We start from the raw sequence: 21,544 nt of genomic DNA on the forward strand, positions 1-21,544 counted from the left end.
CAGTTTGCAGATGGTGTTTAAAGTGTGTGTTAAATATTTTTCAATAAGCTTTTTGAGTGTGTTGCTGTTCCTACTGATGGGAGGAGAAGCAATTGCACAAGAATTTATCCGTGGAAAGGTTGTTGACGCACAGACAGGAAAGGGGATTAGTCGCGTCTCCATCAACTGGGTTGGGGAGGATGGCGGTGGCGTCAGCGATACGCTTGGTTATTTTAAGATTCTGGATAAAAAACAATACAAGCAATTGGTATTTGGGGCTGTGGCTTATGAACGAAGGACAGTTGATGTCCGTCGTGGGCGTGATTCTTTGATGACTGTCCGGTTAACGGCGAAAGATAATACCTTGGATATGGTTGTTATTAATAGAAAAATAAGAAGCCGAAAGATCCTGCGATTGCTTTAATAGAGCAGGTAATTGCCCATCGCTCACAAAATCATTATAGTCGTATCCCTGAAATTCGTTTTGACGAATATGAGAAGACGCAATTTGGCTTTGTAAACCCTGAAGATAAAGCCAAGAAATTTCCAAAGCCGTTTCGGTTTCTTTTTGAGAATATAGATTCAGCTGTATTTAGGGGGTAACAATAGCACCATTCTATTTGGAGGAAAATTATGCGAATGTTTATTCTTCATATGATCCTAACCGAAGCAAGAAGATCGTTATCAGCCATAATCAAACCGAACTAAATCCCCGTTTTTTTAATAACGACAATTGGCAGACCCGTTTTCAAACAATACTTCGAGATGTCGATCTCTATGACAATACCATACAGGTTACGAATAAGGGTATATTGAGTCCAATAGCCAGCGGCGCAACAGCCTTTACAAATATCGTATACAGGATACCATTCAAATAGCTGGTAAAGACTATATCGAACTTCATTTTGAGGGTAAGTCAAAGATTGATTTATTGTTCTACGGTGTACTTTTGATATCAGATGATACACGTTATGCTGTTCATCAGGCGACACTGAATATTGGAAAGACTGCAAATATCAACTGGATTAATGATGTACAGATTGATCTGGGGTACAGCGAATTTAAAAATGGTAGTATGCTTCCGGTACATACCGATTTGAAAATGTTGATTGGAGGAAGTAAATCCGACGTTTTATATGGCCGGCGCGAAACGCAATATCTGGGGCATCGGACAGATTCAATCTCAAATGAGAATTTTGTTGGTGTCCCTGTTGAAAAAAAGGTACCTGCTGCAGTCTGCAACAAAAGTCCCAATAGTTCAAGTCAGACCTACACCACTAAGCAAGGCAGAATTGGGAGCCTATCAGAAAGTCGACTCCGTTCAAAACATGCGTTCTTTCAATCAGTTAGTAGCATTAGGCTATCTATTGGCCAAGGGATATTATAATGCAGGGAAGGTTGAGTTCGGACCATTAGAGTATCTCTATAGTCGGAATAACTATGAAGGCAATCGTATTCGATTGAGTGGTCGGACAACGCGTTTATTTTCCGAGAAAGCATTTATAGAGGGTTATACCGCCTATGGAGATAAAGACAAGGAAATAAAGTATTATCTGAGTACAGCATTTACATTAAATGGCGAACGTATTGTTCAATTCCCCGCGAACTACCTGCGCTTTACCGTCCAGCACGATGTCATGGAGCCGGGGCGCAATTTAGGCTTCCTAAAAGGGGACGGATTTTTCAGGTCCTTTGGAAAGAACAGACCGAATAAGTGGCAATTCAATGATATCTATCGCCTTGATCATCTGATCGAATTCGGTAACCATGTTAGTATTGGAACTGCATTTACACATACCCGTAGACAGCCTAGGGGCGATTTATTTTATGTGAATAGTTTACCTAATCCAGACACTATCCGTCGCGTAAATACCAACGATCTACAAGTCATTTTGCGCTGGGCTCCAAATGAAGATTTTACTTATCATAATCTGGATCGTGGAACGGTAGAAAACAAATATCCAATTTTTACTCTTCAATATAACAAGGGTTTAAAAGGCTTTTGGGGGCAGATTATAGTTATGATGCTTTGCGATTTAGTGTGTTCAAAAGATTATTTCTATCTCCGGCAGGTCAGGCCGATCTTCAGTTTTCAGGTGGAAGGATCTAAGAAACATTTGCCATATACCCTATTAGAGCTTCCCGAAGTCACTAGAGATAAATCTGGGCCTTTGGTAAATTTTGATTTGATGGCCACTTCGGAATTTGCATCGGATCAGTTTTTAAAATTGACCTATTATCACAATTGGAACGGTTTTTTCTTCAATAGAATCCCTTTGTTTAAAAGACTGAAATGGCGTGAAGTTACTGGCTTTAAGGCTTTCTATGGAAAATTAAGCGACGTGAATAATCCTTTTGTTACCCCTGAAAATATTCAGTTTGAGGCGGATAAAGATGGTATCATTCAAACTAAAGCAGACCGCGATAGACCCTATGTTGAAGGTTTGGTAGGCGTGGATAATATATTTAAATTGCTTAGATTAGAGTATAAAAAAGATTGAGCTACAAAGGTGGAGATGGGGTTCCTTCAGATACCTTCACCGCATCCATACATTTTAATTTTTAGCTTTATGATCCAATATTCGAACTTAAAATATGAGGTTAAAGATAGCATTGGCTATATTATAATCGATCGCGAACCTCAAATGAATGCCCTGAATCAGGAGACACTCGATGAGTTACAGGAGATTTTTAGGCACTTTAATGCGGATAATCATGTGCGTGGTATTATTTTGACAGGAGCTGGACACAAAGCTTTCGTGGCCGGTGCAGATATCAAAGAGTTTACCGACCTGTCTGTCGTTCAGGCCCGTTGGTTGAGCGAGCGCGGCCATATTATATTTACAGATCTTATCGAGGCAGCTCCGAAACCTGTTATAGCCGCTATCAATGGTTATGCGTTAGGGGCGGACTTGAGATGGCATTAGCCTGTCATATACGTATCGCTTCTGAAAATGCAAAAATGGGACTTCCGGAGGTTTCACTGGGATTAATACCGGGTTACGGAGGTACACAGCGCCTGCCCGCGTTAATAGGAAAGGGACGAGCGATGCAGATGATCCTGATCGGCGATATGATTGATGCGCAAAAAGCTTATGAAATGGGCATGGTTAACGAAGTGGTCCCGCAAGAAAAGCTAATCGCTAGAGCAGAAGAAATCCTTCAAAAATATTTACACGGTCACGTGTTGCGGTTGCCAATGCCATTGATGCTATCAATGCCGCCGGAGATAAAAAACGGGATGGTAGTAAGGTGGAGATGGATGCATTTGGTCATTTGTTCGGCACAGACGACTTCAAAGAAGGAGTTTCCGCTTTTCTTGAAAAAAGATCCCCAAATTTCCTCTGTAAAAGTAGCCCTACCTGTGGGGTAACGCGACGTAGCAACGCTATAAATTGTTAGGCTGATCTTCTTTCACCTAAGGTAGACTATAGATAGGAACCTATCTGAAATAGACCCATGCTAAATGGGGCTATCAGAAATCAACACTATTTCTGATACTTTTTCCGGTAATCTTGGGGGACATCTTCATTTCTTTGGTAAAAGCTTTGGAAAAATGAAATGGATCATAGAAATTCAATTTGAAAGCGATCTCTTTAATTTTCAGTAGCGTAAATTGTAAATAGGAGCAGGCCCTTTGCATGCGTAACTGATTGTAGTATACCATGGGAGGATAGGATGTTTTTTGCTTGAAGAGGTTAATCAAGTGGGATTTTGAATAATTGAAATGAGCTGAAATTTCATCTAAACTAATGTTGCTCTCCAGATTGTCCTTCATAAACATGATGATATCCTGAATGATATTATCATGTTTAATTCGATTACTCTCCTCGTATTGCGCTGAATATTTGATAGATGCCAAAAAATATTGAAGGCAGAAGCTCGTGTATTCTAAATTTTCCGGACTATACCCCATTTCCAAATTTTTGTAAATACTTTCGAACAGCTGAAAACGATCAGTATGTTTGTTTGAGTCAGTATCATTGATATGAATGATCTGCCCGATTATGTTCTCAAAAAGGGAAGCCTCCGTGCCCTGAAAGTGGATCCAATAAATACTCCAGGGATCATTGGCTTTGGATCCATAGGAATGTGTTGTATTTTTGGAATGATATAAAGGTCGTTCCTAGAAAGATTATATAGCATTTCATCCTGTTTGATCCAACCGCGTCCTTTCTCACAATAGATCAAAATATATTCTGTACAGCCTTCCTGTCGATCGCGGTAATGCTTTTTTGCTGTCGGATAGTAGCCGATATGTGTGATGTGCAATTTTGAAGTGATATTATTCAGTGCTTGATAGTTGCACACGGAATAGGGAAGCACAATAGCCTTCTCTCCTTTAAATCCTTCTGCAATTACATCCGTATCTCGAATCATAAGTTAGGAAATTTGGTATATGCTGTAAAAATAATAATATTTTACATGTTTATCGTGCTCACTTACATGATTCTCACGCAGTATTCCTGTAATTTTACGTCAATAAATCTAAATATGTAAATTCTTATGCAAAAGACCGCGACGACGTATTTGCTGTTAATCACTTTTGTGGCCGCTATTGGTGGGTTTCTTTTTGGCTACGATTGGGTTGTTATTGGAGGGGCGAAGCCTTTCTATGAGGCATATTTTCATTTGGAATCTGACCCAGCACTTCAAGGTTGGGCGATGTCGTCAGCGATTGTAGGCAGTTTTATCGGCGTATTACTTTCAGGAGGCTTGGCAGATCGTTATGGAAGAAAACCATTGATCTATACCGCCGCAATTCTATTTATTATTTCTTCGGTGGGGACGGGTATGGCTGCTGACCTTAACATCTTTATTATCTATCGGGTGCTCGGCGGAATAGGTATAGGCGTAGCTTCCAATTTGGCACCAATGTATATTGCCGAGATAGCACCTGCGGAGAGTCGTGGAAAATTTGTTTCGATCAACCAACTGACGATCGTATTGGGAATACTCGCTGCGCAAATTGTCAATTGGCTAATTGCAAAACCTGTGTTACCTGACGAGATTATCGCGACAACATGGAATGGACAGCAGGGCTGGCGGTGGATGTTTTGGGCAGGAGCGATTCCAGCAGTTATTTTTTTATTACTGCTTTTCCTGATCCCGGAAAGTCCAAGATGGCTATACAACAAAGGAAAACATGAAGAGGCCAGACGTATCTTTTTGCGGATGGGTGGTGATTATTATGCTAACGAAAACATGGCCACCATTGACGCTGCCAATAAAAACCATAATAAACTAAAGAAAAGAAATCTATTTAGGGGAAATTATTGCAGTTGTTGCTGCTCGGAAGTTTTATCGCAGTCTTTCAACAATGGTGTGGCATCAATGTGATCTTTAACTATGCGCAAGAGATTTTTACAGCTGCAGGATACACGGTTTCGGGGATGCTCTTCAATATTATTATAACCGGTGTGATCAATGTCATCTTTACCGTCGTAGGAATGTATATGGTCGATAGGGTCGGGCGTCGCGCATTAATGTTGTTTGGTGCTGCGGGACTTTTTGGTATTTATGCGGCTTTAGGTGCTTGCTACTATTTTAATTGCAGCGGCATCTTTGTACTTCTTCTGGTATTAGCTGGAATTGCGGTTTATGCGATGACATTAGCGCCGGTGACCTGGGTTATCATTGCTGAAATTTTCCCTACGGCAGTTAGAGCTCAAGCGATGGCTATAGCTACCTCGCTATTATGGATAGCATGTTTCGTACTTACCTATACCTTTCCGATATTGAATCAAAGCTTGGGAGCGGCGGGCACATTTTGGCTCTATGGAATAGTCTGCTTGATTGGCTACGTCTTTTTGTGGGGGCAATTGAAAGAGACCAAAGGTAAAAGTCTCGAGGAAATTGAACAGGAATGGTCTGATGAAGCCATAACACCCTGATTTTTGCATATGGGAATCCATTTTATAATTAAATCAACTTACAGTATATAACCTAATAGCTCTTTAGAACATGACAGAATTGACACGTTACCTGATTAAATCTACAGTCGATCAGTGCGGCATAGTAAAAGTTTGGGAGGAACCTGTGGCGATACCAACCTACGAGGTTGGTACGATGGAAAAAATCCGATTTTTGCTGAAAAACGTGTATACCAAGGTAGCTCGGGTGTGGTATATCCTTATCCCATTATTGAAAAAATTAGTGATGAGAAACAGGATAAGATCTATCAGGCACTATTTATTGAAAATGAATATATCAAAGTGATGATTCTGCCTGAACTCGGCGGAAGGATCCACATGGCCTATGATAAAGTCAGAGAACGGCATTTTGTTTATTATAATGAGGTGATAAAGCCGGCTCTGGTAGGGCTTACAGGCCCTTGGATTTCGGGTGGAATCGAGTTCAACTGGCCTCAGCATCACCGTCCGACGACCTTTATGCCAACAGAATATTTAGTTGAGCATAATGCAGATGGCAGTGTGACCGTATGGTGCAATGAAATCGAACGCATGTTTCGCATGAAGGCCATGCAGGGATTTACACTTTATCCCGACAAAGCCTTTATTGAAATAAAGGTGCAGGTCTATAACCGCACGGCCTTACCGCAAACTTTCCTCTGGTGGGCCAATCCAGCTGTTGTCGTCAATGATGACTATTACTCTGTTTTTCCACCTGATGTAAATGCAGTTTTTGATCATGGCAAAAGAGAAGTTTCAACATTTCCGATCGCGACAGGAACCTATTATAAATACGATTATTCAGCTGGAGTTGATATAGCACAATATAAGAATATTCCTGTTCCGACATCCTATATGGCCATCCAATCAAAATATAATTTTGTGGGAGGTTACGAGGCAGGAGACACCAATGCGGGTATGTTGCACGTTGCGGATCACCACATTTCTCCGGGAAAGAAGCAATGGACATGGGGTAACGGGGATTTCGGTTTAGCTTGGGACCGGAATCTGACGGACGAAAATGGTCCTTATATCGAATTAATGGCAGGTGTTTACACCGACAATCAGCCCGATTTTGCTTGGTTACAGCCTTATGAGGTGAAATCATGGTCACAATATTTTATGCCCTATGCGGCTGTTGGTCATGTGAAGAATGCAACGAAAGAGCTTGTCCTCAATATGGAGGTCCATCAGCAGCGTGCCGACATTATTCTATATGCAACAGCTGCATTTGAAGGACTTAATATTGTTCTGAGGGATAAGCAACGGAGAATATATCTCGAAGAAAAGATCCATTGTTCCCCGTGATATTTATAAACAAACTGTTTCTGGTTTGCAGAGTGATCCATTTGATTTGATTCTATCGGTTTATGATAGTGATCAAAATGAAATGTTGCATTATCAATTGGAAAAACAAAAAGATATTACAGATATTCCAGAACCGGCTCAAGCTGCGTCAATACCAGAGGACATTCAATCTGTGGAGGAATTGTTCCTAACAGGACAACACCTTGAACAATATCGGCACGCAACCTATAACCCTGTGGATTACTATCTTGAGGCATTGCGACGGGATCCGCATGATGCACGATGTAACAATGCAATGGGTGCTCTTTTATTGAGAAATGGAAAGATCGCCGAATCCATCCCTTACTTCCGTACCGCAATTACGCGACTTACCGAACGTAATCCAAATCCTTACGATGGCGAGGCCTATTATAATCTAGGCTTAGCTTTACAATTATCCGGGAACTGGAAGTTGCCTATGTCGCTTTTTACAAGGCAACCTGGAATGCTGCCTGGCAGGATGCAGGTTATTTTGGGCTTGCACAGATAGATGCAACGCGTGGACAGTGGGACGTTGCTCTGGAAAAAATAGAACGTTCAATAAACCGAAATTGGAAACATCATAAAGCCCGGCAATTAAAAACTTCGATTTTAAGAAAACTGGGGCGGGTAGACGAAGCGTTGAGTTACATTAAAGATTCTCTGAAATAGATCCATTCAATATAGGCTGTCAATTTGAATGGTACTTGCTGACAAAGGACGAGACTATATTATTGCCTATTCTAGACTTATGTAAAGTCAATGTACAGAGTGTGGTGGAATATGCATTGGATTTTGTTCAAGCTGGTCTGTATGAAGAAGCCATCCAGTTATTGGAAAAAACAATCGATGATCCGCAAATGGTATATCCAATGATATATTATGCACTGGGTTATTTTAACGCCTGTATCGGACAAAATAATCAAGCAAAAGCCTATTATGACAAAGCTCGTATTATGGACCCGACTTATTGCTTCCCAAATCGGTTGGAAGAGATCGTTATACTTCAGGATGCAATCCTGCACAATAATGACGATGCAAAAGCATATTACTACCTGGGGAATCTATGGTACGGCAAGAGACAACATCAAGATGCGGTAGACTGTTGGGAGCAAGCAATACAATTGGATCAACAATTCCCTACCGTTTTCCGGAATCTGGCTCTGGCCTATTATAATCGAATGGGACGAAAAGAGGAGGCTGTTGCTTTGCTTGAAAAAGCATTTGCATTGGATGAGACAGATGCGCGGTTGCTGATGGAACTCCACCAGCTCTATAAGAAACAAGGATACAATTACGCGGAAAGATTGATGCTATTGGATCGCTATGCAGATCTTGTCGTTAGTCGAGATGATCTTTTCTTGGAACGGATTACACTTTTCAATCTTCTGGGACGGTACCAAGAGGCTCGACAATTGCTGGCTTCCCGACAGTTTAAACCTTGGGAAGGTGGGGAAGGGAAGGTGTCCCGTCAATATACAATCTGTCATCTGGAACTGGCAAAAGAAAGATTAAAAGCCAATGATCCAAAGGAGCCTTAGCCTTGTTGACAGCTATTGACAGCTATCCGCATAATCTTGGTGAGGGCAAACTGATTACAATGGAGGAGAACGATATTTATTATTACAAAGGTGTTGCATACGGTTCGTTGGGTAATGAGGAGGAGGCAACAGCCTATCTCATCAAAGCTACACAGGGGCTCAGGAACCCCAACAGGCTCTTTTTATAATGATCCACAACCAGACAAGATCTTTTTCCAAGGGCTGGCATGGCTTGAGCTTAAACAAGAAGAAAAAGCTGAACAATGTTTCCAAAGTCTAATTGATCATGGTAAAACTTATCTAGACAAACCTTTTAAAATCGATTATTTTGCAGTTTCATTGCCTGATATGGATATCTGGGAGGATGATCTTGACCATAAAAATAGGATTCATTGTTTTTATGTAATGGGCTTGGGTTACTTAGGTAAAGGAGATTCCGATCTGGCTAAGAAATATCTTGCACAGGTGAGGCAATTAGAGCCCAATCATCAGGGTTGTTTATCAATACTACGCTCTTTTATAGCGGAAGTCACCTAAATAATTAAATTCAGACATGCATCGTTATCTCATTTTATTGCTTGCTCTTCTACAGAGCTACTGTGTTTTGGCAGTTGGAGGGCATCAGCTCAATCTTGCCGGACAATGGAGTGTACAACTTGATCCAGAGGATATGGGTGTGAAGAACGGTTGGACTAATAGGTCTTTCACAACACCCATTAAATTACCTGGGACAACTGACGATGCAGGACTGGGAGCTGCGAATAGCTTAACCCCGGCGCTTACAAAACCCCAACTTTCACATCTGACAAGGAAACACCGGTATGTGGGGGCGGCTTGGTACAGCAAGGAGCTATTTATTCCAAAAGGCTGGGCGGGTAAAGAAATGATCCTGAAGCTGGAGCGGATTATATGGGAGTCCAATGTCTGGGTTGACGGTGTAGAAATTCCGCAAAAACAGCGCAGTCTGGTAGGTTCACATGAATTTGATTTAAGTTCTTTTTAAAGGTTGGAAAAAGCACCGTCTGACTATCCGAATTGATAACCGCAAGAAGCTGGCGATCAGTGTCGATGATATGGCGCATGCCTATACGGATCATACCCAGATTATGTGGAACGGAATGATCGGTTCGATGTACATTGAAGCAATGGATCGAGTTCATATCAAGCAAGTAAGTACTTTTCCGATTTTGACAGCAAAACGTGTAGACCTGCGGGTAGTTCTTTCGAATAAAACACAAGGAAATACTGGTAGTACACTCCGGGTAAGAGCCAAATTTAAGGGTGATAGCAAGTATCTTCCGACAATAGAAAAGGAGGTTTTATTAGCCCCAGGTGATTCCACCATACAATTAAGCTATGATCTGGGCGCGAAAATCCGGTCATGGGCGAATTTTCACCAAATCTCTATGATGTCGAAGTGGTGTGCCAATCGGGTGAGGGAGTCAATGTGATGAGTACATCATTTGGTATGCGTGAATTGTCAAGGGAGGGAACGGTCATGAAAATCAATGGGCTGCCTCTGTTTCTTCGGGGACATTGGAATGCAGTATTTTTCCGTTGACAGGGCATCCCCAATGGACAAAGCAGGATGGAAGAAGGTCTTTTTGACTGCAAAGGAATGGGGACTCAATCATTTACGGTTCCATTCTTGGTGCCCTCCGGAAGCTGCTTTTGCTGTAGCTGATGAAATGGGGTTCTATCTTCAGGTCGAATTGCCTATCTGGGAAAATAATGCTGGTAAGGATGATGCAGTGCTACGTTTTTATATGAGGAAGCCGATAAGATGATCAGGCAATATGGCAATCATCCATCGTTTTGCTTTTGGAGTATGGGAAATGAGCTGAGTGGCGACTTCGATGCCCTTAACGCACTGGTAAAAAATCTAAAAGAGAAAGATAGGAGACATCTATATACGGCGACATCATTTACTTTTCAACAAGGACATGGAATTGTCGGCGAACCTTTTGACGATTTTCTGATTACGCAGTGGACGGCAAAAGGTTGGGTGAGAGGACAGGGGTTTTTAATAGTGAACCTCCTGTCTTTAATAAAAATTACAGCGCTTCATTGGATGGCGTTTCGATTCCTGTGGTTACTCATGAGATCGGACAATATGCTGTTTATCCCAATTTGGCGGAGATCAAAAAGTATACTGGCGTTTTAAAGCCGTTAAACTTTATTGCTGTAGCCGAAGATCTTAAACGCAAGGGTTTATTGCATAAAGCGAAGGCATATACCATGTCGTCAGGCAAGTTGGCAGCAATTCTCTATAAAGAAGAGCTGGAACGGGCCTTAAAAACACCAGGCATCAGCGGTTATCAATTATTGGATCTCCATGATTTCCCGGGCCAAGGCACGGCTTTGGTGGGGCTATTGGATGCCTTTTGGGATAGTAAGAACATTCTTTCAGCAGCTGAATTTAGGCAGTTTTGTGCACCAGTAGTTCCCCTGCTCCAGTTTTCCAAAGCCATATATACCAATGATGAAGTATTTGAGGGATTTTAGACATCAGCAATTATGGAGTTGCAGCATTGAGCGATCAGTTGGTCGAGTGGTCTATGAAAGATGGTACGAAAACTGTTGCAAAAGGTCACTTTCAAACAGTCGTAGGTCAGGGTACAACGGGAATGCGGGCCGTTTTGAAGTGCCACTGCAGGCTATACAACAAGCTAAAAAGTTGACAGTTCATATTAATCTCAAAGGCACGAGCTATGAAAATCATTGGAATATATGGGTGTATCCTAAAGAAAATCAAATTGATTTTGCTGATGTAAGCTATACAAGGGAGCTGGACGAAGCTTTACGGCTGTTGCAGGCAGGTAAAAGGTCCTTTTAAATCCTGATTGGAAAAAAATTACAGGTATTGAAGGCAAGTTTGTTCCGGTATTTTGGAGCCCGGTACATTTTCCGAAGCAGGCTGGGACAATGGGATTGCTCTGTGATCCAAAACACCCTGTATTCGCTGATTTTCCGACAGAGGGACATACCGACTGGCAGTGGTGGGACCTACAGATCAAATCGACAACAATGTTGATGGATCAGATCAAAGGTGGCGAAACCCTTGTAGAGATGATAGATAATTTTGCAAACAATAGAAAATTAGCCTCACTATTTGAGGGGCAGTGGGGAATGGTAAACTGATGGTCGCCTCATTTGACCTCGCGACTGATTTGGATCAGCGACCTGTTGCAAAACAGATGTTGCAATCCATACTCACCTACATGAAAAGTTCTAAGTTTGGGCCAAAAGTTATCGAAAATCCTGAGGTATTGCAGAAGATTTTACAATATAAAGAATTGCAGGAAAAGGCTGCTCCCGGTGCTATTTATTAGTTTGATATATTCAGGTTAAAATTTGTATATCAATAATTTTGGTAAGAAAAACGGAGTTGCAGGACTTGGGCGAAACAAAAAAATAATATATATATAATATAAGCTGATGCGCAAGTAATTTATTTTTATGAGAAAATGAAACTTTAAATAAAAAAAAGGCGGTGCTGTTGAAATAATTGCTAAATTGTCTCAATAAACTGATTTTACCGGAAAAAAAAACGACCAATATACTGAAGCGTTGGGACTTGGGTTATGAGAAAAGAATTTTATGAAGCTAATTTGGTTCAGGATCTCGCTATGGGAAGTGAGGCCGCTTTGCTACAGTTTTACCAGCTGTATGCAGATCGAATCTTTGATGTTTCCTTTCATTTGTTGAAAGATACGGGATGGAGCGAAGATATTGTGCAGGAGGTGTTTGTTAAGCTGTGGACCAATCGTATGAGCATAAAACAGGATGTAGATCTTTGGCCATTTCTATATGTTTTGGCCAAAAGAGAGTGCTTTAACAAACTAAGGAGTATTAAGCGTTCACATGCTGCTTTTGAACTATTAGCATATCACATCGAAAGCCAATCGGAGACCGCTGATCGAATGGTCGAACGAAAAGAGCTGTCCGAAGAAATTGAGGGTTACCTTTCCCAGTTACCGGCTCAACAAAAACTTATATTTACCTTGAGCAGGGTCGATGGAGTTCCCTGCCAACAAATAGCTGAAGAACTAAACCTCTCTAAAAACACGGTAAAAAATCATCTTGCCAGAGCATCAAAATCACTGAAACAGGCCCGATCTGGAAGAAACCTGTTATTATCCCTATTTTTTTATTTTTTTAAAAAAGAATATTTCATGTAGTCCTTTTTGCTCTTGTGGTGTACTGTCTAAAATAAACTTAGAAAGTACGAACCAATTTGACCATGCAAGAAGAAAGACTACGCTATTTGCTGACCAATTATTTCCGAAATACAATCTCGCGGACTGAGTTAAAAGAGATGTTGGATAAATTGGATGATCTGGATGAATCCCAGTTTTCATTTCTCTTTGAGCGTATGGAGGAGGAGATCCCAGTTCGTTCAGAACTATTTGACAGGGATAGTGTGGCCAGGCAGCTCTCCCATCGTATTCAAGAAAATAAAGAAGAATCAGCAGACAGTGGAAGAAATAGAATAAACTATGTCAAGTGGGGAGTTTAGCCGCTGCGGTTGTTCTTTTTGTTTTTCGATCGTATACTTTGTAAAGCGTGAAGCGGCGCCAATAACACATCCCAAACAGGTTTTAACGAATGAGATCGCTCTCCCTGATGGGAATGCCCCCATACTTACACTGTCTACAGGTGAGCAATATTCGATTTCTGCCGATAATCCCAAGTCGTTGGACAAGGGTAATCTGACTATTGTTAGAGACAGCGATGGAACGTTGCTATATCAACTGAAACATGGTGAGCGTGGTTCTGAAAAACGGACATTTCATAGCCCCAAAGGGAGTGCTTTGACACTACAACTGATTGATGGGACAAAGGTATATTTGAATTCAGGATCCAGTTTAACTTACCCCGTACATTTTGAGACCGCCAATAGATTAGTTTTCTTAGATGGTGAGGCCTATTTTGATGTCGCCCATGATCCCGCGAAGCCCTTTATCGTAGAAACAAAGCAAACACGGATTAAAGTTTTGGGAACACAGTTTAATGTGTCATCCGATTTAACCAAAACCAAAACTCTGACGACTTTGATCAAAGGTAAAGTAGAGGTTAGCTTGGGCGGCACGCATAAAATTCTAGCCCCGGGTATGCAAGCGGAGTCAGATCCACAACAACAGCAGATCGTATTGAAGCAGGCCGATCTAAAAGAGATCTTGGCTTGGCGCGATGGCTTTTTCCGCTTTACAGAAGATGATATAGAAACAGTGCTTCAAAAAGTAAAAGAATGGTATGATATCAAGGAGATCACGATACAATCGACTTCAACAGATACATTTACTGCTATGATGAAAAGAACCAAGAAGCTTTCAGATTTACTCAAGCAGCTCGAAAAGACATCCAATTATAAATTTAAAATTCAGGATGGGAGGGTCCTTGTTATGTGACAATACGAGATGAAGCTAAAAGTAATCGGAAGTGCTCGTAACACTCCCGATCGATGCTTAGCAATTAAATAGACCTAATTGAGTTATAAACCATTTAACACCAAACTTATACAAATGTATAAAAGGAATAGCAAAAGTTGCTTTTTTAAACAGAAATTCTTTGTAAAAGCATTTATCAGGATGAAAGTATGTATACTAATCCTCGTCATCTCCATGGTGCATGTCCATGCAGCTAGCTTTGGTCAACAAGTAACCTTGGATATAAAAAACGGACATTTGGTGGATGTCCTGGATGAGATTCAAAAACAAACGGGGTACGAATTTTTGTACAATAATAAATTAATCGATAAACAGAAGCGGGTGACCATTAAAGCAAAAAATAGAAACTTTAAGGAGGTCCTGCAAGAGTTTTTGACCGAAAGAAATCTCGCTTATGAGCTAAATCTGAATACGGTATTGATCGTTGCAAAACCTGCATCGTCTAACCTGCCACAAAGTGTCGCTCGAGTACAAAAAAAAGATTGCTGGGGTCGTTTCAGATGCAAAGGGAATGCATTGGAGAGCGTCACCGTTGCGGTTAAAGGGACAAGTGTAGCAACAAAGACCGATGCACAGGGACGATATACCTTGGAAATAGAAGATCAGCACAAGACACTTGTGTTTTCCTTGGTGGGCTATCAACCTATCGAACAGCCTATCGGAAACTCAACCCAAGTAAACGTAACATTGGAAGCTGCGGTCAGTGATCTAGAGGAAGCTGTTGTTGTTGCTTACGGAAAACAGCGTAAAATCAGTGTAATAGGTGCTATTAGTAGTGTCTCACCACAACAGTTAAAAAGCCCCGTTGCGAAAATCAGTAGTTCATTGGCTGGACAAATGGCGGGAGTCGTTACTGTACAAGGCTCCGGTGAACCTGGATCGGCGACATCATTTTGGATACGGGGAGTCAGTAGTTTCGCTGGAAGTAACAGTCCATTGATCTTGGTCGATGGAATCGAACGTCCCATGGATTTAGTTGACCCTGAGGATGTGGAATCATTTTCCGTTTTAAAGATGCGACAGCCACCGCTGTCTATGGGGTAAGAGGTGCCAATGGCATTGTGATCATCACAACAAAGCGTGGAAAGAAAAGTGCCAAACCGACAATCAATGCACGTGTAGAACGTGGTATGCTGGAACCCATACGACTACCAAAACTGGCCAATGCCGCACAATGGTTGGACTACTATCACGATCTTAATTATGAACAATCTGGTGTGGCACCACTATCGCCAGAGGAGATCAACAAGCATATAAATAAGTTAGATCCGGATGTATACCCTAATGTGGATTGGATGCAGGAAATATTTAAGAAAAGAACGTCCAATGGCAGGCTCAACATGAATGTAACTGGAGGTGGAGATTTTATTAAGTATTATGTGTCGGGTTCCTATATGAAAGAAAATGGGATTTTTCAACCTCGAAAGACATCCAACTATGATCCTTCTGTGAATTTCGACCGAATCAATTTCCGGTCAAATGTGGACATTAGGCTTTCACCTTCGACCGAAGTCAATTTAAATCTTTCCAATCAGTTTGAAACAAAGAATCGTTTAGGAGTGGATTTGGGAACCATGTATGATATCATCCTGCATACCACCCCGTGGCCACTCCAACGCAATTTTCGACAGGAGCCTATGCAATGAGTCCCTATTATTTTCTAAATACAACAGGGTATTCGAAAGATTTTTGGAATAATGCACAGTCTTTGGTTGGAATAACGCAGGATTTCTCTGAATTAATCACGCCCGGATTAAGAGCCAATGTCAAATTTTCTTGGGATGCGAAGAACTCTACATCTTTGGATAGGCGGAAGAATCCAGTCACCTATTATGTAGACAAGAAGAATGCACGGGACAGCGATGGAAATCTTATTTTGATAGATAATGGTGCGGGAAGCGACTATTTCGAACTGGAAGACTTTCATTCTGGCGAACGGGCGATTAACTTTGAAAGTTCTCTGATGTATGATCGGCTGTTCGCTGACAAACATCGTTTAGGTGGGCTATTCTTATTTTCTATGCGCGAGCGAACGAATAATTTTCCAAGTAAAAATTACATTGCAGCGCTTCCTTATCGTAATACTGGGATTGCCTCCCGCCTAACTTATTCATATCAGGACCGCTATTTTATTGAAGGAAACTTTGGCTATAATGGATCGGAAAATTTTGCACCCAAAAAGCGTTTCGGATTCTTTCCGTCCTTGGCAATGGGCTACGTGTTGAGTAATGAATCGTTCTTTAAACCGTTATTGCCTGTGATAAATTTCCTAAAGATACGAGGATCCATTGGTAAGATCGGTAGTGATAAGATTGATGGGCGCCGCCGATTTGCCTATAACTCGGAGATGGAAGATCGTGGTGGATATACATTTGGCTTAGCAGGGAAGAAAATACTGACCGGAATTGCGACGGGTTATCCAGGAAATCCATTGGTCGCCTGGGAAAGCGCTTTGAAGCGCAATATTGGCGTGGAATTAACCATGTTCAATAAGTTGACGATTCAGGCGGATTATTTTGCCGAGAAACGTGAAGGGATTTATATTCCACAAGAAAGTGTTCCATCTATCGTCGGAGTTAATATAAAGCCGTTAGTAAATATCGGTAAAATGGAGAATAAAGGGATAGAAGGTTCTTTGGAATTTAACCATCATCAAGGAGATTTCGGCCTTCAGGTTCGGGGTAATATCACTTATAATCGCAACAAAAAAATCTTTGATGACAAACCCACCCCGATATGGGCCTACCAATCGGATATAGGACAACGTTGGGGGCAGCAACGTGGTCTAATCGCGATGGGTTTGTTTCAGTCGGAGGAGGAAATCGCACATAGTCCAGTACAAAAATTTAGCCCCCACGTCCAGGAGATTTGAAGTACCGAGATATCAACGGCGATGGGCAGATATCTTCTGAAGATATGGTCGCTATCGGTGATACCGATATGCCGCAGTTGACGTATGGTTTTGGAACAAGTGTATCTTGGAGAGGTTTCGATATTGCAGCATTTTTTCACGGTGTGGGGATATCACCCGGATTATTGCGGGAGGACCTTTGTACGGACAGACGGGCAATATCTGGAATTCGGGACAAATTTATGCAGATGTCGCGGATAACCGCTGGAGTGCTGATAATCCCAATCCAAATGCGCTCTACCCACGCCTGTCGCTTAACATTGCAAATAATTCCCAAGCATCAACATGGTGGCAGCGGGACATGAGTTTTATCCGCTTAAAGAATTTGGAGTTTGGCTATACATTACCCAAACAATGGATTGAAAAATGGAAGTTATCCTCCCTGCGTTTGTATGCACAAGGAGTGAATGTCTTTACATTCAGTAAATTCAAGTTATGGGATCCTGAACTGGAAACAGTGTCTGGAAGCAGCTACCCGCAAATGCGTGTGTTTAATATTGGTCTAAGTGTGATATTTTAACTGAAAAAATGATGAAAAATATATTTACCTCCTGTCTTGTCTTTTGGTGCCATTTTTCTTTGGGGCATGCAGCAAGTATTTAGATGTCGATCTGGCCAATCAAAAAACCCTCGATGAGACGTTTATGAAGCGTATTACAACCGAGAGATATCTAGCTCAGGTATATGGTTATCTACCTGTTGAGCATGATCTGTTTAATAGTGAAGGGGGAATGTCCCGCTGAGTGATGAAGCGCTATTTTCTTGGGTGGCTTGGGTGCCTTGGCTCAACTTCGCTAATGGAGGATGGGGTGTTACCACAGATGAATATGCGACTTGGGTACATAATTATCAAGGGATCAACCAGGCGACCGTTTTTATCAATAATATTGATAAAAACGTGGAATTAGATGAATCAACCAAAAGCATTATGAAGGCAGAAGCGAGATTCTTACGCGCGTATTTTTATTACTTGCTGTTAAGACGCTATGGGCCAGTATTTATTTGGGGTGATCGAGCTGCTGATGATAAGATCGACGCTAGGTCAGTGGATCGGATGTCTTTGCAAGCGAATGTAGATTTTATTCTCTCCGAATTTGATAAGTCAACAGCGGTGTTGCCGCGGGAGATTACAGATCAGGCATGGTATGGTCGCTTGACAAAAGGTGCCGTCATGGCTGCAAAATCGGAACTGTTAATGTATATGGCACGTCCCTTATTCAATGGCGCAAAATTATATGTTGGAATGAAGAATAAAAGTGGAGAATTCTTGTTTCCTCAGACTACCGATCTCACTAAATGGGAGCTGGCCGCCAAAGCGGCCAAAGATGTGATTGATTTAAATCTGTATGCACTGTATCAGGACAATAAAGAGACAAATTCCTTTCGTCGAGCTATAAAGTCTTATATGGGTATTTATTTCGAAAAATGGAATTCAGAAATTATTTGGGGCCGCTGGTCAGACGATGGTTTTAATTATAATGTCCGTACAGCTCCGCCCCGGGTAGTGACAACGGGCTGGGGTGGATATGCGCCATCATTGAAATTGGTAGATGGTTATCCCATGGCAAGTTCTGGACGATATCCGGTAACAGGGTATAGTACCAATGGCCAACCGATTATCGATGAAAAATCGGGCTATCAAGAAACAGGATTTACAGATAACTATGTTCACCCGTTGGACAATTTTGGGAACTTCAAAGCTCATAACAGTTGTGTGGGACGTGATGCCCGCTTCTATGCCTCTATTTTGGCTAATGGAATGTACTGGATCAATACATTACATGGCATGAAGAAGGTTACGTTTTTGATGGCGGAACATCAACCTATACCACAACAGGTGACTGTGTAAAATCTGGGTACCTTTGGCGAAGAATGAGTGACCCGACAAATGATATCGAGTCGGGAAACTGGGGGCAGTTTGCTTGGCCCTATTATCGCCTTGCTGAGATATACCTCAATTATGCAGAAGCATGTAATGAAAAACCAAACCGGGATGAAGCGGAAGCATTGCGCTATGTCAATCTGGTGCGTGAACGTAGTGGATTGAATAAAATGGAGGTCGCTTATCCTGAAGTTTTAGGAAATAAGGAGTTGCTTCGGGTATTGCTCCGCAAAGAACGGATGGTAGAAATGGCTTTTGAGGGGCATCGCTATCCGGATCTAAGGACTTGGATGATCGCAGAGCAGGAAATGAACGAACCTTATTACACGCGCAATGTTGCCGCCAAAACGTATGAAGCCTCATGGGAAAGAACGAAGGATGTTTTTCCTGGAAGAAGAGTTTTTCAGTCAAAGCATTATTTCTTTCCGATACATCAAAAGCAATTGAGCGAGATGGTCAACATTACACAGAACTATGGATGGTAGTGCAAATTTACTAATACTGAAGAAGATGAAAAATTGTATTTCCTATTGTGTCTTCCTGTTGGCATTTGCCCTGATTCTTGGATGTCAGAAGGATGATCGAATGAATAATATGGTCGATGATACCATTTATTTCAGAGACTTTAAAGAAAATAAAATAACTGTATTTGACTGGGGAAGTTTGATTACAATGTGACAGTCGTTAAAGCTGGAATTGGGCAGAAGGAAGCGAAGGTGAACTTTAAGATTGATGAAGCATATCTGGCTGATTATAACGCTCGAGAAGGGACAAATTATAGACTGCTTCCAGCAGATTGTTATACAATGGGTAATTCTGTTTTAACATTTGGGGATAAAGAAACGCAGCGAGATGTTCCATTTATCTTCGATACTGAGAAAATAAAAGCGCTACAAGGTAAATACAAAGAGCAATATGTGCTTCCTGCCGTATTGAATCTGAGGGTGGCTTGTTGCAGCCGCTTAAGCCAGAGATGGGAGTCGTCTTACTAATACCTATTGTCAAGGATCCTTTTTGGAGTTTATCTCGCCTGGATTGCAACTTGATCTGGTCAAATTGACGCCAACAAGTGCCGAACAGATAAAAGGGGAAGCAGGGGTCGCAACAAACTATCCTAATCAGTGGAGTCTTGATTATGAAATCGAGGAGTATCCAGCTGCTTTAGATGCATATAATGCAACCATAAAGGAGGAAGACAAGGATAAACGATTGAAATTGCTTCCAAAGGCAGCGTATCAGTTACCGCAGATGCCCTATAAGGTTGGAGAGAAGAAAAATAAGGCGACCTTTGATTTTACGATCATCAAAAAGGGGCTTGTTAGTGGAGCCACAAATTTATTTGGAGAATATGCCTTGCCTTTACGGATTAAATCTGTTTCAAAAAATAGTATTAATCCAGAAGCGTCAACCATATTAATACCCGTTTCATTTCAACCGCCAGATATCGCCCGTACAGGATGGAAGGTTATTCAGGCTTCATCCGAATGGATCGGTGGCGGTGAAAAGGAGAACATTCTGGATGGTAAAACGGAGACCTTTTGGCATAACGTATGGGTGGGGGAGAACCGCCATTACCTCATTTCTTGATCATTGATTTGGGTAAAGAGCACGAAATGATGGCAATTGAGCTCATAAGACGAGCAAACAATGATCTGAAAACCGTATTATTTGAGGTTAGCACCGATAATAAAACCTATATTCCGGTAGGTAAAGTTGACTTTGGTACAAATAATCCAAAACATACACTTATGACCAATATTCCGACGACGAAAGCACGTTATTTGAAATGTATTGTTACTGAGAGTAACCGTCCACCTTCATCTGCTATCGCCGAAGTATATGTAAAGGGGCTGTAGCGATATTTGATATTTATCGTATTATCTGCAGGTAGATTGTTAGTATAGGGCTGTTCGAAAAAAATCGAATGGCCCTATTTTTCTTTAAGAGGAATATGTTAGTTGTTTAACAATAAGAGGCTTTTGTTACTTAATAAAGACTTTTGTCAAGAGAAAAGGAAGATTTGTAAAGCAAATGGAATCTGCGTTTATCGGCTGTAAATGCATAAAATAGCCTATTTTTAAAAGGTGGGGATCAAATTGAGCCAAAAATCAGGTATTCTTCCAATAATTTTGGCCCGATTTGACCCCTATAAAAATCTTGAATCAGTTTTCGTGGTTACTTTCATGTGTGTGATAAATAAATTTCGCATTTCGCTGACCAAAATTTTATTTTTGCAATGTCATATGGTTACATCGAAAAAATGGTCACGGTGTTCTTATTGATTTTTATGGGTCTTGTTCAAAATTTGTCGAGGAGATAAAAAATAATGAGATATCTGCGTATTGGTATCTATTCAGATGGGACCAAAAAAATCCTGCAAACAAAATTTGCAGGATTTTTTTGTAGCCCGTAGGGGAATCGAACCCCTGTTTCAAGAATGAAAATCTTGCGTCCTAACCCCTAGACGAACGGGCCATTTCCTTTGTGATGCTGCAAATATAGAAGCTTTTTCAATAAGCACAAAAAAAAAGTGCGCTTACATC

The 21,544-nt window shown here is 41.3% G+C and carries 33 protein-coding genes, 1 tRNA gene and 2 pseudogenes; 33 read left to right on the forward strand and 3 right to left on the reverse strand.

The features are described from left to right. Positions 1–10 precede the first annotated feature (10 nt). The 5 genes and pseudogenes from KUH03_RS21050 (at position 11) to KUH03_RS21070 (ending at position 3,352) form a co-directional block, all read left to right on the forward strand. Positions 11–403, forward strand: coding sequence for a carboxypeptidase-like regulatory domain-containing protein (locus KUH03_RS21050; protein WP_257096288.1), 393 nt, complete (start codon positions 11–13; stop codon positions 401–403). Positions 404–599: 196 nt separating this feature from the next. Then, complete coding sequence (locus KUH03_RS21055; protein ID WP_257096290.1) at positions 600–857, forward strand: hypothetical protein; 258 nt, start codon at positions 600–602, stop codon at positions 855–857. A 53-nt stretch (positions 858–910) separates the two neighbouring features. Beyond that, on the forward strand, positions 911–1,366 hold the full coding sequence (locus KUH03_RS21060) for a hypothetical protein (RefSeq protein WP_257096292.1): 456 nt from the start codon (positions 911–913) through the stop codon (positions 1,364–1,366). After that, a complete protein-coding gene (locus KUH03_RS21065) occupies positions 1,272–2,480 on the forward strand; it encodes a hypothetical protein (RefSeq protein WP_257096294.1) in 1,209 nt (402 codons plus the stop codon). The genes KUH03_RS21060 and KUH03_RS21065 overlap by 95 nt, the downstream gene beginning before the upstream one ends. A gap of 144 nt (positions 2,481–2,624) precedes the next feature. Further along, positions 2,625–3,352: pseudogene (locus KUH03_RS21070) on the forward strand (enoyl-CoA hydratase/isomerase family protein). A gap of 102 nt (positions 3,353–3,454) precedes the next feature. Here KUH03_RS21070 and KUH03_RS21075 read toward each other — a convergent pair. Both KUH03_RS21075 and KUH03_RS21080 read right to left on the reverse strand, forming a co-directional pair. Beyond that, on the reverse strand, positions 3,455–3,895 hold the full coding sequence (locus KUH03_RS21075) for an AraC family transcriptional regulator (RefSeq protein WP_257096296.1): 441 nt from the start codon (positions 3,893–3,895) through the stop codon (positions 3,455–3,457). An 89-nt stretch (positions 3,896–3,984) separates the two neighbouring features. Next, a complete protein-coding gene (locus KUH03_RS21080) occupies positions 3,985–4,359 on the reverse strand; it encodes a hypothetical protein (RefSeq protein ID WP_257096297.1) in 375 nt (124 codons plus the stop codon). A 126-nt stretch (positions 4,360–4,485) separates the two neighbouring features. On the opposite strand from KUH03_RS21080, the gene KUH03_RS21085 reads away from it, so the two are divergent. The 28 genes and pseudogenes from KUH03_RS21085 to KUH03_RS21215 all read left to right on the forward strand — a co-directional run bounded on the left by KUH03_RS21085 (position 4,486) and on the right by KUH03_RS21215 (position 20,857). Further along, a complete protein-coding gene (locus tag KUH03_RS21085) occupies positions 4,486–5,319 on the forward strand; it encodes an MFS transporter (RefSeq protein ID WP_257096298.1) in 834 nt (277 codons plus the stop codon). Beyond that, entirely contained in the window at positions 5,316–5,873 is a 558-nt protein-coding gene (locus tag KUH03_RS21090; RefSeq protein WP_257096299.1) for an MFS transporter, read from the forward strand. Before KUH03_RS21085 ends, KUH03_RS21090 begins: the two co-directional genes overlap by 4 nt. Before the next feature lie 132 nt (positions 5,874–6,005). After that, a complete protein-coding gene (locus KUH03_RS21095; protein ID WP_257096300.1) occupies positions 6,006–7,199 on the forward strand; it encodes a DUF5107 domain-containing protein in 1,194 nt (397 codons plus the stop codon). A gap of 25 nt (positions 7,200–7,224) precedes the next feature. Further along, on the forward strand, positions 7,225–7,728 hold the full coding sequence (locus KUH03_RS21100; protein WP_257096302.1) for a tetratricopeptide repeat protein: 504 nt from the start codon (positions 7,225–7,227) through the stop codon (positions 7,726–7,728). Between the two features lie 196 nt (positions 7,729–7,924). Beyond that, positions 7,925–8,758, forward strand: a complete 834-nt coding sequence (locus tag KUH03_RS21105; RefSeq protein ID WP_257096304.1) for a tetratricopeptide repeat protein — start codon at positions 7,925–7,927, stop codon at positions 8,756–8,758. Between the two features lie 5 nt (positions 8,759–8,763). After that, entirely contained in the window at positions 8,764–8,946 is a 183-nt protein-coding gene (locus KUH03_RS21110; RefSeq protein WP_257096305.1) for a hypothetical protein, read from the forward strand. Between the two features lie 151 nt (positions 8,947–9,097). Further along, positions 9,098–9,295 carry a hypothetical protein gene (locus tag KUH03_RS21115; protein WP_257096307.1) on the forward strand — a complete coding sequence of 66 codons (198 nt, stop codon included), beginning with the start codon at positions 9,098–9,100 and terminating at the stop codon, positions 9,293–9,295. Between the two features lie 16 nt (positions 9,296–9,311). Continuing rightward, positions 9,312–9,761, forward strand: a complete 450-nt coding sequence (locus KUH03_RS21120; RefSeq protein ID WP_257096309.1) for a sugar-binding domain-containing protein — start codon at positions 9,312–9,314, stop codon at positions 9,759–9,761. Between the two features lie 70 nt (positions 9,762–9,831). Next, on the forward strand, positions 9,832–10,209 hold the full coding sequence (locus tag KUH03_RS21125; RefSeq protein WP_257096311.1) for a hypothetical protein: 378 nt from the start codon (positions 9,832–9,834) through the stop codon (positions 10,207–10,209). A 123-nt stretch (positions 10,210–10,332) separates the two neighbouring features. After that, positions 10,333–10,545, forward strand: coding sequence for a hypothetical protein (locus tag KUH03_RS21130; protein ID WP_257096313.1), 213 nt, complete (start codon positions 10,333–10,335; stop codon positions 10,543–10,545). Continuing rightward, a pseudogene (locus KUH03_RS48890) lies at positions 10,542–10,601 on the forward strand (hypothetical protein); the annotation flags it as partial. The gene KUH03_RS21130 and the pseudogene KUH03_RS48890, both read left to right, overlap by 4 nt. A gap of 143 nt (positions 10,602–10,744) precedes the next feature. Continuing rightward, a complete protein-coding gene (locus tag KUH03_RS21135; RefSeq protein WP_257096314.1) occupies positions 10,745–11,263 on the forward strand; it encodes a hypothetical protein in 519 nt (172 codons plus the stop codon). Beyond that, positions 11,238–11,594 (forward strand): hypothetical protein, encoded by a 357-nt coding sequence (locus tag KUH03_RS21140; protein WP_257096316.1) that lies wholly within the window; start codon positions 11,238–11,240, stop codon positions 11,592–11,594. The genes KUH03_RS21135 and KUH03_RS21140 overlap by 26 nt, the downstream gene beginning before the upstream one ends. Before the next feature lie 89 nt (positions 11,595–11,683). Further along, entirely contained in the window at positions 11,684–11,899 is a 216-nt protein-coding gene (locus KUH03_RS21145; protein WP_257096317.1) for a hypothetical protein, read from the forward strand. Next, positions 11,881–12,090, forward strand: a complete 210-nt coding sequence (locus KUH03_RS21150; RefSeq protein WP_257096319.1) for a hypothetical protein — start codon at positions 11,881–11,883, stop codon at positions 12,088–12,090. The genes KUH03_RS21145 and KUH03_RS21150 overlap by 19 nt, the downstream gene beginning before the upstream one ends. Before the next feature lie 252 nt (positions 12,091–12,342). Then, positions 12,343–12,939 carry an RNA polymerase sigma factor gene (locus KUH03_RS21155; protein WP_257096320.1) on the forward strand — a complete coding sequence of 199 codons (597 nt, stop codon included), beginning with the start codon at positions 12,343–12,345 and terminating at the stop codon, positions 12,937–12,939. 62 nt (positions 12,940–13,001) lie between these two features. Next, the gene (locus KUH03_RS21160; RefSeq protein ID WP_257096321.1) at positions 13,002–13,277 is read left to right on the forward strand and encodes a hypothetical protein; all 276 of its coding nucleotides are present in this window, start codon (positions 13,002–13,004) and stop codon (positions 13,275–13,277) included. Continuing rightward, positions 13,258–14,169 (forward strand): FecR family protein, encoded by a 912-nt coding sequence (locus tag KUH03_RS21165; protein WP_257096323.1) that lies wholly within the window; start codon positions 13,258–13,260, stop codon positions 14,167–14,169. The genes KUH03_RS21160 and KUH03_RS21165 overlap by 20 nt, the downstream gene beginning before the upstream one ends. 180 nt (positions 14,170–14,349) lie before the next feature. Continuing rightward, on the forward strand, positions 14,350–15,252 hold the full coding sequence (locus KUH03_RS21170) for an STN domain-containing protein (RefSeq protein ID WP_257096325.1): 903 nt from the start codon (positions 14,350–14,352) through the stop codon (positions 15,250–15,252). Between the two features lie 17 nt (positions 15,253–15,269). Beyond that, positions 15,270–15,854: a hypothetical protein gene (locus KUH03_RS21175; protein ID WP_257096327.1), complete on the forward strand. Its 585-nt coding sequence runs from the start codon at positions 15,270–15,272 to the stop codon at positions 15,852–15,854. Then, positions 15,812–17,080: a TonB-dependent receptor gene (locus KUH03_RS21180; protein ID WP_257096328.1), complete on the forward strand. Its 1,269-nt coding sequence runs from the start codon at positions 15,812–15,814 to the stop codon at positions 17,078–17,080. The genes KUH03_RS21175 and KUH03_RS21180 overlap by 43 nt, the downstream gene beginning before the upstream one ends. A 178-nt stretch (positions 17,081–17,258) precedes the next feature. Then, positions 17,259–17,639, forward strand: coding sequence for a hypothetical protein (locus KUH03_RS21185; protein ID WP_257096330.1), 381 nt, complete (start codon positions 17,259–17,261; stop codon positions 17,637–17,639). 246 nt (positions 17,640–17,885) lie between these two features. Continuing rightward, the gene (locus KUH03_RS21190; RefSeq protein ID WP_257096331.1) at positions 17,886–18,968 is read left to right on the forward strand and encodes a RagB/SusD family nutrient uptake outer membrane protein; all 1,083 of its coding nucleotides are present in this window, start codon (positions 17,886–17,888) and stop codon (positions 18,966–18,968) included. Next, positions 18,896–19,486, forward strand: a complete 591-nt coding sequence (locus KUH03_RS21195) for a RagB/SusD family nutrient uptake outer membrane protein (RefSeq protein WP_257097181.1) — start codon at positions 18,896–18,898, stop codon at positions 19,484–19,486. Before KUH03_RS21190 ends, KUH03_RS21195 begins: the two co-directional genes overlap by 73 nt. Positions 19,487–19,511: 25 nt before the next feature. Next, complete coding sequence (locus KUH03_RS21200) at positions 19,512–19,679, forward strand: hypothetical protein (protein ID WP_257096332.1); 168 nt, start codon at positions 19,512–19,514, stop codon at positions 19,677–19,679. After that, positions 19,676–19,993 (forward strand): DUF1735 domain-containing protein, encoded by a 318-nt coding sequence (locus KUH03_RS21205; protein ID WP_257096333.1) that lies wholly within the window; start codon positions 19,676–19,678, stop codon positions 19,991–19,993. The genes KUH03_RS21200 and KUH03_RS21205 overlap by 4 nt, the downstream gene beginning before the upstream one ends. 22 nt (positions 19,994–20,015) lie before the next feature. Next, positions 20,016–20,588, forward strand: a complete 573-nt coding sequence (locus tag KUH03_RS21210; protein ID WP_257096335.1) for a BT_3987 domain-containing protein — start codon at positions 20,016–20,018, stop codon at positions 20,586–20,588. A 26-nt stretch (positions 20,589–20,614) separates the two neighbouring features. After that, positions 20,615–20,857 carry a discoidin domain-containing protein gene (locus KUH03_RS21215; RefSeq protein ID WP_257096337.1) on the forward strand — a complete coding sequence of 81 codons (243 nt, stop codon included), beginning with the start codon at positions 20,615–20,617 and terminating at the stop codon, positions 20,855–20,857. 547 nt (positions 20,858–21,404) lie between these two features. Here KUH03_RS21215 and KUH03_RS21220 read toward each other — a convergent pair. Continuing rightward, positions 21,405–21,476: transfer RNA gene (locus tag KUH03_RS21220), tRNA-Glu, on the reverse strand. Between the last annotated feature and the right edge of the window lie 68 nt (positions 21,477–21,544).

This window comes from Sphingobacterium sp. E70, assembly GCF_019285695.1.
Taxonomy (GTDB): Bacteria; Bacteroidota; Bacteroidia; order Sphingobacteriales; family Sphingobacteriaceae; genus Sphingobacterium; species Sphingobacterium detergens.